The organism is Bacteroides difficilis (assembly GCF_048319815.1).
Taxonomy (GTDB): Bacteria; Bacteroidota; Bacteroidia; order Bacteroidales; family Bacteroidaceae; genus Bacteroides; species Bacteroides zhangwenhongii.
Genome location: NZ_CP182814.1, coordinates 2,159,096 through 2,174,435, shown reverse-complemented (window position 1 = coordinate 2,174,435; position 15,340 = coordinate 2,159,096). Strand labels below are relative to the sequence as shown.

Here is a 15,340-nt window from a genome sequence, read left to right as displayed (position 1 = left end):
TTTACTAAAATACAATGAATAAATCAATTATAAAATTATTTCTGTTAGGGGGATTGGCTATAACCTCAATCACTTCCTGTACGGACAATTATATGGATTACAACAAAAACCCATATGAAGTGACCGATGATGAAATGGAGCGGGATGCACACAAATTGGGAGCAGCACTTGTAGGTATGCAAAGTGTGATTGTGCCTGTAGGAGAACATCTTGCGCAATTCTCCGAATGTTTGCTGGGTGGTGTCTTTAGCGGCTATATGGCAGACTCAAAAACATGGGGAAATTCGTTCTCATATTTTAATCAATCAGAAGATTGGAATGGGAAAGTATATCTGGATATCATGCCTGAGATCTACTCTAACCTTGCTGAAGTTAAAAAGGCAACTACTGATCCTATTCCGTTGGCAGTAGCAGAGATTCTAAAAGTGACTGCCATTGTACGTGTTACTGATGTATATGGTCCCATCCCTTATTCACAAGTAGGACAGGATGGTAAACTGACAGCTCCTTTTGACACACAAAAGGATGTTTACACCAAAATGTTTCAGGAATTATCTGATGCCATTACTACTTTGACCGCCAACCGTACAAATGACTTTTCTCCGAATGCAGATCAAGTCTTTGGTGGTAAGGTTGAAAAATGGATAAAGTTTGCCAATTCATTAAAACTCCGTATGGCTATACGTATTCGCTATGCGGATGCTACATTGGCAGAACAAATGGTAAAAGAAGCTATCAGTACGGAAAATGGGCAGGTCGGTGTAATGGAAAACAATGATGACAATGCATTTATGAAAGTTTCTCTTAATCCATTTTATACAATATTCGGCTGGGGAGACTCCAGGATAGGTGCTGACTTACTTACATACATGAATGCCTATGAAGATCCGCGTCGTTCAGTTTACGCATTAGAAAGTACATTTACCGACTCATCAATAACCAATGGTTATCACGGGCTGCGTATTGGCAATACACATACTGCTGTTGACGCAAAAATGTATTCAAGTATGAATGTTACAGCTACAGCCCCATTAATGTGGATGAATGCTGCCGAAGTTATGTTCCTAAGAGCAGAAGCTGCTTTGTTGGGATGGGATACAAAAGATACACCGGAAAACTATTATAAAACAGGTATTCGTCTGTCATTCGGCCAATATGGAGCAAGTAACGTAGAAAGCTATCTGGAAGGAACGACAGCACCTAGCAGTTATAAAGATCCTAAAGGTACATACACTGTTACATTGCCAGGAAGCGCAGTTTCTGTACAATGGTCTGGAACTGACAATGAGGTTAATTTAGAACGTATCATTACTCAAAAGTGGATTGCCAATTTCCCATTAAGTTTGGAAGGATGGGCGGACTTCCGTAGAACCGGTTACCCCAGATTATTATCTACTCCAAATAACAGGAGCAATGAAATTATTGATGGTAAATTTGCCCGTCGGTTGAAATATCCACAACAAGAATATAATACGAATAAAGTTAATGTAGAGCAAATTGTCAGTACGTTACCAGGAGGAGATAAAATGTCGACTCACATGTGGTGGGACTGCAATCCTAGATTGTCAAATGAATAAAATCTAAATATTATGAAGAATAAATTTAAAATAGCAACCTTATTGTTCTTTGCGACAAGCTTCACATTAGGAGCATGTAGTGATTGGACAGATATTGAAGGTATAGATATCAAACAACCTAACATTCAGGAACAGAATCCTGAGTTATATACTAAGTACTTGGAGAACTTATGCGAATATAAAAAGAACCAGGAACACAAGCTAGTATACGCTTGGTTTGACAATAGTGAAAAGGTTCCTTATAATCGTGGGCAACACATGAGCGACTTACCTGACAGTATTGACATTGTTATATTAACTCATCCGAAAGAGTTAGTACCTTTCGAGAGAGAAGAAATAAAGATTTTAAAAGATAAAGGGACAAAAGTAGCTTATGCGGTTAGTTATGATGATATCAAAGCTAAATATGACGAAGAGCAGATAACGGCTTCCCAAATACAAATGAAAGAAAACTCAGAAAATACATTTGACGGCTTTCTAAGAGAAGAAGTAAAAAAGCAACTGGCATATTCGGAAACTTTCGATGGAGTCATCATCAAATTCAATGGGAAAAACCCAAAATACATGACAGATGAGGATAGAGTATCCTACGAAGCAACTCAAGAAGTATTCTTTAATACAATATCTGAATGGGAAAAAGAAAACAAAAACAAATTTCTTTCTTTTCAAGGAAAGCCACAGAATATAATAAAGAAAGAGCAATTGAGTCGTTTTCTCCATATTATAATAGAATTCTATCAAGTAACCGATGTGAATAAATTCTCTCTTACTATTCAGGATTGCCTAGAGCCAGGAGTACCTACTGACCGTTTTATAATGGCAGTTTCCACACCTTCTTTAGATTCCTCTGATACAACAACCGGTTATCTGGGAAAAGAGCTAGCTACCATTGAAACGGCTTACTGGATTACATCTATTTCTTCGGAATATAATAAATCCGGTATCGCAATTGATAATGTTCAGAATGATTATTATCAAACAAACGGTACTTACCGTAATGTAAAAGAGGTTATTAATATTATGAACCCAGCCCCCATCAAATAACTCAACTATCATGAAACTACAAAAATCATACAGTATTATATTGGGACTACTGATCAGTGTATTCACAGGATGCAACGATGACACAGAGAATTTTTCCAACAATATCTTCATGAGTTCCACTACTCCCGAGAATATCTTGGTAAAATCCAATATAGAGTCCGATGAACGGACTTTTCAGGTAGAAATGGCAAAGCCGGAAGCTACGGATGTAGAATTCACTATTAAAGTGGATCCTTCATTAATCTCTACGTACAAAGCGATTTACTATACAAATGATGTAGAAGAACTACCGGAGAAACATTACTCTCTTTCTACTACAACGGGAAAGATTCAGGCCGGTAGCGTTATTTCAGCTCCAATTACCGTATCTTTTACAGAAATCAATCAACTGAATATTGATAAAGTATACATACTTCCTATCACAGTAAACAGTGCTAGTATCAATATTCTCGCATCATCACGTACATTCTATTATGTATTTAAAGGGGCTTCACTTATCAACAAGGTGGCAAATATCAAAGAGAATAACATCTATGTAGACTGGAAAAATCCAGAAGTTGTTAATAACCTCAATACATTAACAGCAGAAGCTCTGATCCGTCCTCACAGTTTCAACAATGCGATTAGTACGTTGATGGGTATTGAAGGAAAATTCTTATTCCGCTTCGGTGATAATGATGTACCTAAAAACCATTTGCAGATTGCAGGAACTTCGTCGCAGACCAATATTCATATTAACAGAGATGTGCCATTAGAAGAGTGGTTACATATCGCTATTACCTATGACGCAAGTGCAAAAAATTTAAAAGCTTACTACAATGGAGAATTAGTAACCGATAGCCGAATGGATATTGGTGCTATTGATTGGGGCATTCCTCACTCCGACGAATCTAACGGTAAACCACGCTGTTTCTGGATAGGCTATTCATATAATAATGAACGATGGTTAGACGCAGATATTGCTGAAGTACGAATTTGGAACCGTGTATTAAGTGAAGAGGAAATTAATGCACAGGATCATGCATATGATGTAGATCCTAATTCTCAAGGATTAGTGGCCTACTGGAAATTAAATGATGGTATTGACGAGATAAAAGATTATTCCGTAAATGGTAATAATGCAACTCCCTCTTCAAAATTAACCTGGGTAGACGTTTCTCTTCCCGCTAAAGAGGATTAATTATCAACAATTTTAATTAGAATTAAGTTATGAAATATACGAGATTTATCAAATTATCTTTTTGGATTGCGATATTAGCCTGTACGAGTAATCTATTTATTGCCTGCGAAGATGATATTACTATATCATCTGAAAACAAATCATTTGGCAATATAGAAGGTAACTTTGGCTATGTCAAATCTGCAGCCGGAGCAAAAGCCCTAACCTCCATAACTATTAATGGAGATAAACACGGTACTGGACACTTATATTTTGAACTGAATAAAGCTGCCAATAAAGATATTACGGTTACATTCAAAATCGACGAATCAGTGCTAAAAGCTTACAATCAAGCCAATGGAACCAACTATCCAATGTATCCGACGGATAAGCTTTCATTAGAAAATGAAGGAGTCACAACAATCTCGGCAGGGAAGCAAAAATCCTCATCTATTGAGTTAGATATTCAGTCCGGAGGAACAATAGGTACTACGTATGCAGTTGCAGTATCTGCAACTGCTTCAGACGGAATTGAGACTTCAAGCAATAATCAGTCCTATATCTATCTTGTAACTCCACAAGCTACCCTGCCCAATACGGAGAAAGGAACAGTCAAAACAATTTGTTACATAGAGGTGAATAACGAGAATATATTGAATACAGGCGAATATACTATGGAAAACAGCGGGAAGCCCTTTTTCGATATTGTCAATGTTTTTGCAGCTAATATCCGTTTAAATGAAGAAGGAAAACCATATGTATATTGCAACCCACAAGTAACCTTTGTTTTGGAGAATGCCGATAAGCTCATCCGCCCATTGCAACAAAAAGGAATAAAAGTACATTTAACCATTTTAGGTGATCATACACCGGCTGGGATGAGAAGTTTGGGAAATGAAGCCGCTAAAGATTTTGCTAAAGAACTAAAATCCTATGTGGATATCTATGGATTTGACGGCATCAGTTTTGATGATGAATGGTCAAACTACGACCAGGTAACAGGATATCCCGGTTTAGTGGCACCTTCACAAGAACAATATAGCCGTCTAATTTATGAGTGTCGGCAAATAATGCCTGATAAACAACTGGGAGTATATTGGTGTAAGCAAGAAAATGGTGGTGCTTCTATCAATTATCCTTTAGGAGAGGTCGAAGGTAAAGACGTAAATGATTTATTAGACTACACTGTTTATGGAAACTATAATTTATGGGATAAACTAGGTCATATTGACGAGGGAAAACAATGTCCTTATGCTATAAATCTAACAGAAGGAGGAAATCCCAACTCTATATTTCTAAATCAAATAAAAGACAGCTGGGGATATTTTGCCCTTTATAATTTACAGATATCTAAGAATTCTGAAACAATCATTAATCAAGTTGGAGAAACATTATACGGAGAGAAAGTTAATTGGACTGGACAAATATACGGAAGAACAGATTTTACATCTTCAGAAACAACAACCCGTATTAATTACAAATACTATCTTGGAGAATGGAATGTCACAGCAAGTTGTATTTCATGGGCAAATAATTCTTGGAATCAATGGGCAGGAAACATGAAATTCACAATAAAAATAGAAGAGAAAGTCGAAAATGAATCCTATTATGTATATGGAATACAACCTTATGATCAAATTCTTAAAAAGTATCCACTAATTATGAACTATAATCAAGAAACTACTCAAATAAGTATTCCAATTCCGCAAACGATTCATGAACCTGATGAAGAAAATCCTCTTTTATGGCAAATGAGTTATGCTACAATTGGTGATCCCAAAACTGCTAATACGTGGAAAAAGGTTGAAACAACTGGTAATATTATTGGAGCATTTTATAATGGCACGCTATATTTAGAAGCCAATGGAACAGCAAGAATGCAGACATTAATACCATTCTGCTCCAACGATAAAGGAAGCACTTGGTTATATTTGCATACAAACTTTACAGATAAACATCCTAAAGCAAGTTTCACATTAACTAGAAATTAAAAAATACAAGGCAACTACTTCATTGCAAGTCAGTTGCCTTTTTAATGCTTTAGCTTTTCTTTGGTCTCCAACCACTTACTTATACACATACTTCAACCAGTACTCGAATGCAGGACCCTGAATTTCAATCACGTTTCCGGGCAATACATCAATCAAATCTTTTTTCAAAGTCGCTTTCCGCAGTTTTTTTATATTAGCGGAAGTTCCCAATTTATATTTAGTCAAAACTTCCTTAGAAGAAAAATTAGGAACTCCATCAGCAACAGCAAGCAGGAAATTTATCTGTTTAGGTGTCAATGTATCAATAATATTGGCAAACAATAGGTTTAATTGATCAATCAGACTATTGAAAGCTTTTTCTACATTTTTCTGCGTACAGCCACTGTCCGGTGTACGAAACCACACTTGCTGGCTAAGTTACTGGGTATAGTAAGGATGATTTTTCATCTTATCAGCGATAAGTCTGGACTATTCGTCCGTATAAAAAAAGGTGTATCCATAACAAACTATTTTGTGATAAATATAGAAAGCATGAAATCAAGAAGAATGGCTTCATCCAAAAGCCACAGAAAGTCCGGCACCAGGTAAGACACCGTTCCTCGTTGCCGGACTTTATAAGACCTGAAAGTCCGAATCACTCCACTTGTTCTTTCGGATAATTCACTAGATACAACGTTTTCGTTGCCCGAGTAAAAGCTGTGTACAACCATCGGAAATAATCGGGTGTCAGATACTCGTCCGTCATATATCCCTGATCCAGGAAAACATTCTGCCACTGCCCGCCTTGCGCTTTATGACAAGTCACGGCGTATGCATACTTCACCTGTAAGGCATTATAGTGCGGATCGGCTTTCATCTTTTTCATCCGGTCGCGCTTATTGGGAATATCGGCATAGTCCTCAAGCACGGTATAGAACAAACGATCATTATCCGCTTTCGGCAACGCAGGCGAATCCGAATGCAGAGTATCCAACAATAAGTTCGCATCGAGTTCAAAATCACTCTGGTCGGGAAATCTCAAGGTGACCTCCGCAAAACGGAATCCATACATCTCACGGGTGCGACGGACACGACGGACAACGGCTATTTCACCATTGGCTATGAAATCCATTTCCTTATACTTCTCTGTCCAATAATAGTTATTCTTGGACACCATCAGCATATCGCCTGTATTCAATTCGTCTTCACGCCATAGGATTTGCGCACGTATCCCATTATTATATAGGTTCGCACGTTTATTGGAACGGCAAATCACGATTGTCTCATCCATCCCGTCGTGGTCATAGCAGCTTGTCAATTCTTCTATCAGTTCCGTGCCCGGCACTTGCTTAATATCAGGAAAGCCCGTTATCTTTATCTTAGGCAAAGAGTAACATTCGTCTTCCGCTATCAATTGCCTCAACTGCGTGGCATTCCACAAGATACCGGACTCTTGCACCTGGCGGACTACCTGAGTCAGGCTAATCTCACGGACTTCAAGCCCGTATCCTTTCAATGCATCGGCAAAAAGCGCCGGACTCAATTCCTCCCCCACCGGAGGAAGCTGCGCCGTATCCCCCATCAACAAAAGACGACACCCCTGCCCCGAATAGACAAATTGTATCAAGTCATCCAGCAAACGTCCCGTACCGAACACGCTGCCGGACAGACCTTCGTTGGAAATCATAGAGGCTTCGTCCACAATAAACAAGGTGTTTGTAGTAAGATTGTCATTTATGGAGAAATTAGTAAGCTCGTTGGAATAGGACTGTTGCCGGTATATCTTCTTATGAATGGTGAAAGCGGGATGACCTGCATACGCCGAAAAAACTTTTGCGGCACGTCCCGTAGGAGCCAACAATACAGACTTCTGCTGCAACTGATCCATCGTTTTCACCAATGCTCCGACCAAAGATGTCTTACCGGTACCGGCGTAACCTCTCAAGATAAAAACTTCATCCGCCAGAGTAGACAACAGGAACTCTGAAAGAGATTTTACAGCAATTTCTTGCTCTAAAGTTGGTTGGTAAGGAAAATTTTCCTTAATTTGCCTTTCTAAATAGTTATTTATCATTTTTGTACGAGAAAAAAGTTCGAGGAACTATCGTATTTAAATATATTTATTCTATTTTTGCGATGCGAATATAACAACTAAAAACATAATTTATCATGAAAACAGTATTTAATATTGTATTGGTGCTCTGTGCTGCCGCATTGGTTTACATCTGCTACGCCAGTATCATGGGTCCTATCAATTTTGAAAACGCAAAAAAAGACAGAGAAAAAGCAGTCATTGCCCGTTTGATTGACATCCGTAAAGCACAGCAGGAATACCGCACGCTTAACCACGGAATGTATACAGACAAATTTGATACGCTGATTGACTTCGTTAAAAATCAAAAACTACCGTTCGTAATGAAAATGGGTATGTTGACAGACAAGCAGTTGGAAGACGGACTGACTGAAAAGAAGGCAATGGCTATCATCAACAAAGCCAAGAAGACAGGCAAATATGACGAAGTCAAGAAATGGGGACTCGAAGGTTTCAAACGTGATACTATGTGGGTAGCCGTTATGGATACTATCTTCCCTAAAGGATTCAATCCGGACTCCATGAGATATATTCCTTACGGAAACGGTGCTCAGTTCGAAATGAATGTTAAGAATGATACCGCTAAATCCGGTGCTCCTGTATTCTTGTTCGAAGTGAAAGCTCCGTACGAAACTTATCTGGGTGGTCTTGACAAACAGGAAATCATTAACTTAAAAGATGTTCAGAGCAAATTGGGTAGATACTGCGGTTTGATGGTAGGTTCTATCGATACTCCGAACAATGGTGCCGGTAACTGGGAATAATGATTGATTTTACTAAATCACAACAATATACTTTATCCATCCGTCTTAGTACGGATGGATTTTCTTTTTCTATCTATAACCCGATTCACGACAATTCGCTGTCGACGATAGAGAAAGAGACGGATGCTTCTCTGTCTCTTACCGCTAATCTGAAAGCCACTTTCCGCGAATCGGACTTTCTAAACCACTCCTACAAACGAGTTAACATCATGATGGCTGATAAGCGTTTTACTATCGTGCCACTGGACTTGTTTGAAGAGGAACAGGCGGAACTTCTATTTTACCACAATCATCAGAAACGGGAAAACGAGACGGTGATCTGCAATATTCTCAAAAAGAATAATGTAGCTATCATTTTCGGTATGGACAAGAGTGCACATACCTTTCTGAGCGAACAATACCCCGAAGCTCATTTCTATTCTCAATCTACCCCGCTCATCGATTATTTCTCCGTCAAGAGCAGGCTGGGCAACAGTAAAAAGATGTATGTTTCCATACGTCGGGAGGCGATTGACATTTATTGTTTTGAACGGGGACATCTGCTTTTAGCCAATTCTTTTGAATGCACGCATACGGAGGACCGCATTTATTATCTGTTGTATGTCTGGAAACAATTGGAGTTCAATCAGGAAAGGGACGAACTGCATCTGACCGGGACGCTTCCGGATAAAGAAACTCTGATGAGTGAACTGAAAAAGTTTATATTACAGGTATTTATCATGAATCCTGCCACTAATATTGATATGCAGGCCTTATTGACATGCGAATAACCGGTGGTTAACGGAGAGACGATAAGGCAGTCTGTTTTTTTTATTTCTTCTTAGGGGTAATGAAGCCAATAGGATTACGCGGCTTGTCTGCCAATGCTTTTTGCGCCTGCAATTCGGCTAACGTCTGATTTATCAACTCCAATTGCATACGAGTGTCGTCATTGATGTCGTTGTAGTCTGCGAACACTTCTTCGATATACTCTTTCAGTTCCTTGACTTCACGCTGTAGTTCATGTACCGGATTGATAGGAGGACTTAACAGTAACTGACGAACAGCAACAAAAGTACGCATAATGCCCATGTTTATTTGTATGGCCGTCTTTGAATTGAGCACACTGCTAAGCATTGCCACTCCCAATTCGGTAAATGCATAGGGATTCCGGCGAACCCCCATCTTTATAGAGTTGGACATCACAATTTGTGATTTCCAAATTTCCGTTTCTTCATCTGTCAACTGAAACATAAAATCAATAGGAAAACGATCTGTATTACGTTTCACCGCTTGATTTAAAGCGCGGGTTTCAACTCCATACATTTCTGCCAAATCTCTATCCAGCATAACCTTTTGCCCACGTATGTCATAAATCTTACTCTGTATTACTTCGAGTTGTTCCATCTTATTCTACTTTGGTATTATTCTTTTAGCACAATTGAGGCAGGCGATTGATATACTGTCAGACTTGGGCTGTATTCTATTGGGGAATATCTTTTCTGCAAAAGTAAGCAAATGTGTTCAATGTAACAAGTAAGCGCCAATCAATATATATTGCTATATCAAAAAGAATCTGTATCTTTGACCATGAAAAGTCTACCAAAACAGTCTGATTCATCAATGTCGTTACTATACTGTTACTTCCAAGCAGGGGAGGCAGGCTTTTCATCAGTGATATTCAATACATTATAAAAGGTCATGATCTTATGCGAGTAATCAGCGGTATTTACAAACGAAGAAGATTCGATGTGCCACGAACATTCAAAGCACGTCCTACAACAGATTTTGCCAAAGAGAATCTGTTTAATGTACTCAATAATTATATCGACTTCGAAGAGGGAGTCAGCGCATTGGACTTGTTTGCCGGAACCGGAAGCATAAGTATCGAACTTGTATCAAGAGGCTGCGACCGTGTAATCAGCATTGAGAAAGAACCTGCTCATCATGCGTTCATCTCCAAAATAATGAAAGAGGTGAAGACAGACAAATGCCTGCCGATACGCGGGGATGTATTCAAATTCATCAAAGGCAGCCGCGAGCAGTTCGATTTCATCTTTGCCGATCCCCCTTACGCTTTAAAGGAACTGGAGACAATCCCCGAACTTATCTTCCAAAACAATTTACTCAAAGAGGGAGGCTTATTAGTATTGGAGCACGGAAAGGACAATAACTTTGAGGAAAATCCGTATTTTGTAGAAAGGAGAGTATATGGAAGCGTGAACTTCTCTATCTTTCGTTTTACAGCAATGGAGCCAACAAACGGACAATAGACTCTACCGCTTTTTGTCTCCACGAACGCTTCACCCAATTCTTTAAGAATATCTGCGTGCTTTCCCGTTGGTCTTGCAGGAATATCTCCTTCATCTCAAGTGCAGTGTTCACATCGTATATAAAGGCATTCACCTCAAAATTATGCTCAAAGCTACGGAAGTCCACATTGGTGGATCCTACCGTAGAAAGCATATCATCCGAAACCATAAGTTTGGAATGCAGGAAGCCTTTTTTATAGAAATAAACCTTCACACCTGCTTGCATCACATCAGCCAGGTAGGAGCAAGAACCAAGATGAGTGATTCTATTATCGGCATGTTCCGGCAACATCAAACGTACGTCTACTCCGGATAATGCCGCCGTCTGCATAGCAGCCAATATCTGTTCGGTCGGCAAGAAATAAGGTGTTTGCATATAGAAATATTTCCTTGCACCGGTTATGGCTACGGTCAGTCCCTGCATGATTTCTTTCCAAGGACCGATAGGTTCGCTGGTAACGATCTGTACCAGTGAATTTCCATAAGAGTCTATTTTCGGGAAATAACGGGAAGCGGTTATCAGAGTACGGTCTACGAAATACCAATCGAGCAGAAAAGCCGTCTGCAAACCGTGCACCGCCTTACCTTCTATCATGATGTGCGTGTCTCGCCAGATTCCCCAAGAGAAACCGCGCATATAACGTTCCGCCAGATTCATTCCTCCTACAAAGCCTACCTGCCCGTCGATAACAACAATTTTCCTATGATTCCGATAATTCACCCTACTTGTGAATAAGGGGAAGCGGACTTTCAAGAAGCTCCTCACTTCAATACCCGCATTACGCATCTCCTCAAAAAAGCGGTTGGGAACATGCCAGCAACCTACGTCATCATAAATCACCCGTACCTCAACTCCCTGCATGGCTTTCTCTATCAATACATCTCTGACCATACGCCCGATAGCGTCATCCTCAAAGATATAATATTCCATGTGGATATGCTGCTTCGCTTTTTGCAATTCACGCAGTAAAGACTGAAGTTTAGTATAACCTTCCGTATAGACGACTACCCGGTTTCCTTCGAACGGAAAGGCTTGGTTGGTATGCTGGAATAGTTGGATAAGACGGGAATATTCGTATTGGACTTCCGAGCAATCTTGCGCCAAGTATTCCGCCATCGGCTTCTTGAGGAGACGGTCATAACTCTTCCTCCCGATAATCCGTTCGCGACGCTGGCTGCGCCCAAAGAAAAAATAAAAGACAAGACCTACAATGGGCAGAAAAAGCAAGATCAGTATCCAAGCCATAGTCTTAACCGGATTCCGGTTGTCAAGGATAATGATAACAATCGTACCGATGATGGCCCCGAAATAGAGAATATCAAAAGCCACCGTTGCAATCTGAGCAAGTATGTAATTCCAGTCTATCATAGGAATCTCTTCTTAAAGCGGATACTAAGCAACAAATATAGAGTAATTTATCGGATAAACAAAAAAGTCCCGGCAACAACTCTCGTTCGTTACACCGGGACTTCCTTTTTATCTATATTCACTTATCCTCAAAAACGCATCATCCGACCCGGACCACCGCCGTGTGGTCCACGTGGTCCACGATGACCACCTCCGTCAAATCCGCCTTGGCGCATATTGCCACGAGCTTCTTTATTTCCAAAAACATTCAGACGATAAGAAAAACGAAGCATACAGTAACTGTTTATTCCATTATACTCGGAAACGGAACGCATATCGGCCGTCAACGAACGACTGATATTGGACTGCTGTCTCAGAATATCGTATATCTCTAAACTGATTGTCGCAGCATTACCTTTCAGAAAGTTCTGAGCAATCTGCGCATTCCAGATAAGCTCATTCTTATTCATGCTGGCGTCACGATAACCACGACGTGCATTGTTGGTTATGTTTGTCGACAATGTCATACTCCAAGGCAAAGAAATATTGGTGCTTGCTCCATATCCGAACGTATATGGTTCCTGATTGTTCTCCGGACGCAGCTCATTACGCTCGAAATTATAGTTGATCGAACCGTTAATAGTAAACTCAAACCAATCATTACGGAAAGTTCCATTCAGATTCTCACCCAAAGTCAACGTTGTACTCGTGTTCTTATCATTCACCTGTGTACTTTCGTTATAAAGATAAGCCACTGCATTGGTATAGTTAACACGAGAGAACGAATTGATAGTAAAACGTTTATCCTTCAGAGCCGTATTAAATCCGAACATACCCATTGCATTCCAGTTACCATTAATATTCTCTGGTTTTACTGTCACCCCACCGGTTGCCTGATTATAAGTAGTAGAATTGGTAATGCTGTTTTGAGTCATATTGAGGAAGGCGTGCGCCATCATTCCACGTTGTTTGTCTCCATTATAAGTATTATAGAACAACCGCATAGAGTGAGAAAAAGAAGGTTTCAGTCCCGGATTACCCATACGGATATTCAACGGATTAGAATCATCGGTAACATCCAATAAGTTTTCCATACTTGGCTGACTAGCACGCCCCCGATAGGTAAAACGTAACTGGCTCACTTTAGAGAAACGATAGCGGAAATCAATATTAGGTGCAAAATTGAACACATTTCTCTTAACCACAGTATCTATTTCAGCCTTCTTATAATCCAACCGTGTGTTTTGTGGCTGCAAAGATACTCCAAAGTTCAACCGATATTTCTCACGGATTATGTTCAACCCCGCATTAATATCATGATTATAATATTTATACTGAGCATATTTACTCAGACTCATATCCTTATTGCTTTCGTAACCTTCAGGTAGTCCGTCACCATAATTCCAAATCCAGTCTTGGCCTTTATCAGCATCGGGAAGCAGACTGTACGTACTTCTGTCACTTTCACTATATTTGTATTGAAACTTATACCGGAACTGCAAAAAAGTAGCCTTTGCAACCGGTTCGTTATAAGTCAGTTCTGCCGTATAATCATAATTTTGGGTCGGAGATGTTATATACTGCTTACGTTCATCATCCGATTTTCCCGCTGCCGTATCAAAATAGCGTGTTAACGACTCGCTAAACTGTTCACTATCATTATCTCCATAACTAAATGTGCCACGAAAAGTTATATTCCTTCCCTGATTATTCAATCTTCTGTTCACTTGTAAAGAAGCATTAGCTGACAGACTGTTACTTTCAGTCGAAGACTCGCTATTGCTGGCATTCACACGGATATCATCCAAAGGATCATCCGTCGTATTCCAAATACTTTTATCCAGAAAGTCATTAGGATTGGGTACCACATTGAATGGATCACTCTTAAACGTTCCCGACTCGGATTTAGAGTGACTGTCAGACTTTCCATACGAGAAATTCGGACGAAAGATTATATTGGTCAGTGTATCGGGCTTCCATTCCAAACGGAAGTCAGCATTAAAGTTCGTATTTTTACTTCGATTCTTGCTATTTGAGTTCGAGTAAGAATTTCCATTCTGCAAGAAACGTTCCGAATAGTTGGTAGAAAGCGCATCACGGTCGCTAAAGTTATAACGGGCACTACCTCCTAGTTCCAATTTCTCCGACTGGGTAGCAAAGTTAGCTCCTAACATTTTGGTTGCAGTCAGTCCATTACTGTTTCGGAAACGGGGTCCGCCACCTCCGGAAAATCCCTGATCGTTTACATTATTAGCCGAACCAATCAAGGAGAACTGACTGTTATCAACAAAACGGTTCAACATCAAGTTACTCCCATAACGGTCTTCCGTACCGACAGCCGCACTCGCATTTCCAAACCAGCCTTCGTTCATTCCCTTCTTCACCTTCAAGTCGAGAACCGTTTCTTCTTCTCCATCATCAATTCCCGTAACACGGGCCAAGTCAGATTTCTTATCATATGTCTTCAGTTTATCAATCATGTTAACCGGCAAGTTTTTCAGTCCGGTTTTCACATCACCGCCAAAGAATTCCTTACCATCCACCATGATCTTCTTCACTTCCTTACCATTGATCTTGACATTCCCCTCATCATCAATTTCCGCACCGGGAAGTTTTTTCACCAATTCTTCGAGCATAGCTCCTTCAGGAGTACGGTAAGCGGAGGAATTATATTCCAATGTATCTTCTTTCACAGTCACTTGGGGAGCTTCGGCAGTAATCACCGCCTCCTTCAGCATAACAGCGTCAGACTCCAGCGCTATCGTCCCCACACGCTTTTCCGTCATGTTCGCATAAAGATGGAGAGGTACATACTTTGTGAGGAAACCGATATAGGATACCTTCAAAAGATATTTCCCGGCCTTCACTTTGGGAAGAGTAAACCAACCTTGATTATTACTGGCAATACCGGCAGCATAAGCGCTATCGGGCAATGACAACAATTGAACTGTAGCCTGTGCCGCCGGCTCTTTCGAGTCGGACTCTACAACACGTCCCGAAACAGTAATCACCTTATTTTGTGCAAAAATAGAGAAGGTGCTCAGTAATAGCAACACCAACCCGACTGAAAATCTTTTCATTTACCTTATTTACGA

General features: G+C 40.0%; 11 protein-coding genes and 1 pseudogene. 7 read left to right on the top strand and 5 right to left on the bottom strand.

The window, feature by feature from the left end; translation table 11 throughout:
- Positions 1 to 14: 14 nt before the first annotated feature.
- Genes ACNOGP_RS08080 through ACNOGP_RS08065 form a run of 4 tightly spaced genes read left to right on the top strand, consistent with a single transcriptional unit; the run spans position 15 to position 5,771 of the window.
- Entirely contained in the window at positions 15 to 1,577 is a 1,563-nt protein-coding gene (locus ACNOGP_RS08080; RefSeq protein ID WP_418214512.1) for a RagB/SusD family nutrient uptake outer membrane protein, read from the top strand.
- 12 nt (positions 1,578 to 1,589) lie between these two features.
- Positions 1,590 to 2,621, top strand: coding sequence for a glycoside hydrolase family 18 (locus ACNOGP_RS08075; RefSeq protein WP_237924641.1), 1,032 nt, complete (start codon positions 1,590 to 1,592; stop codon positions 2,619 to 2,621).
- Between the two features lie 10 nt (positions 2,622 to 2,631).
- Positions 2,632 to 3,801, top strand: coding sequence for a DUF1735 and LamG domain-containing protein (locus tag ACNOGP_RS08070; RefSeq protein WP_418214511.1), 1,170 nt, complete (start codon positions 2,632 to 2,634; stop codon positions 3,799 to 3,801).
- Positions 3,802 to 3,830: 29 nt separating this feature from the next.
- Positions 3,831 to 5,771 carry a BT_3987 domain-containing protein gene (locus ACNOGP_RS08065; RefSeq protein WP_418214510.1) on the top strand — a complete coding sequence of 647 codons (1,941 nt, stop codon included), beginning with the start codon at positions 3,831 to 3,833 and terminating at the stop codon, positions 5,769 to 5,771.
- Positions 5,772 to 5,846: 75 nt separating this feature from the next.
- Here the strand turns inward: ACNOGP_RS08065 and ACNOGP_RS08060 are convergent.
- Both ACNOGP_RS08060 and ACNOGP_RS08055 read right to left on the bottom strand, forming a co-directional pair.
- A pseudogene (locus tag ACNOGP_RS08060) lies at positions 5,847 to 6,233 on the bottom strand (ATPase); the annotation flags it as partial.
- 172 nt (positions 6,234 to 6,405) lie between these two features.
- Positions 6,406 to 7,824, bottom strand: coding sequence for an ATP-dependent DNA helicase (locus ACNOGP_RS08055; RefSeq protein ID WP_418214509.1), 1,419 nt, complete (start codon positions 7,822 to 7,824; stop codon positions 6,406 to 6,408).
- Positions 7,825 to 7,919: 95 nt separating this feature from the next.
- On the opposite strand from ACNOGP_RS08055, the gene ACNOGP_RS08050 reads away from it, so the two are divergent.
- Together ACNOGP_RS08050 and ACNOGP_RS08045 are read left to right on the top strand one after the other, a co-directional pair.
- The gene (locus ACNOGP_RS08050; RefSeq protein WP_143864850.1) at positions 7,920 to 8,606 is read left to right on the top strand and encodes a hypothetical protein; all 687 of its coding nucleotides are present in this window, start codon (positions 7,920 to 7,922) and stop codon (positions 8,604 to 8,606) included.
- The gene (locus ACNOGP_RS08045) at positions 8,606 to 9,376 is read left to right on the top strand and encodes a DUF3822 family protein (RefSeq protein ID WP_418214508.1); all 771 of its coding nucleotides are present in this window, start codon (positions 8,606 to 8,608) and stop codon (positions 9,374 to 9,376) included. Before ACNOGP_RS08050 ends, ACNOGP_RS08045 begins: the two co-directional genes overlap by 1 nt.
- 40 nt (positions 9,377 to 9,416) lie before the next feature.
- On the opposite strand, the gene ACNOGP_RS08040 is transcribed toward ACNOGP_RS08045, so the two are convergent.
- Positions 9,417 to 9,992: an ORF6N domain-containing protein gene (locus ACNOGP_RS08040; protein ID WP_418214507.1), complete on the bottom strand. Its 576-nt coding sequence runs from the start codon at positions 9,990 to 9,992 to the stop codon at positions 9,417 to 9,419.
- A gap of 302 nt (positions 9,993 to 10,294) precedes the next feature.
- Between ACNOGP_RS08040 and ACNOGP_RS08035 the strand changes: the two genes are divergently transcribed.
- Positions 10,295 to 10,858 carry an RsmD family RNA methyltransferase gene (locus ACNOGP_RS08035; protein ID WP_143864824.1) on the top strand — a complete coding sequence of 188 codons (564 nt, stop codon included), beginning with the start codon at positions 10,295 to 10,297 and terminating at the stop codon, positions 10,856 to 10,858.
- Here the strand turns inward: ACNOGP_RS08035 and cls are convergent.
- Both cls and ACNOGP_RS08025 read right to left on the bottom strand, forming a co-directional pair.
- Positions 10,827 to 12,266 (bottom strand): cardiolipin synthase, encoded by a 1,440-nt coding sequence (gene cls, locus ACNOGP_RS08030; protein WP_186966706.1) that lies wholly within the window; start codon positions 12,264 to 12,266, stop codon positions 10,827 to 10,829. The two genes, ACNOGP_RS08035 and cls, sit on opposite strands and share 32 nt — an antisense overlap.
- Positions 12,267 to 12,394: 128 nt before the next feature.
- Positions 12,395 to 15,325 carry a TonB-dependent receptor gene (locus ACNOGP_RS08025; protein WP_418214506.1) on the bottom strand — a complete coding sequence of 977 codons (2,931 nt, stop codon included), beginning with the start codon at positions 15,323 to 15,325 and terminating at the stop codon, positions 12,395 to 12,397.
- Positions 15,326 to 15,340: the final 15 nt, after the last annotated feature.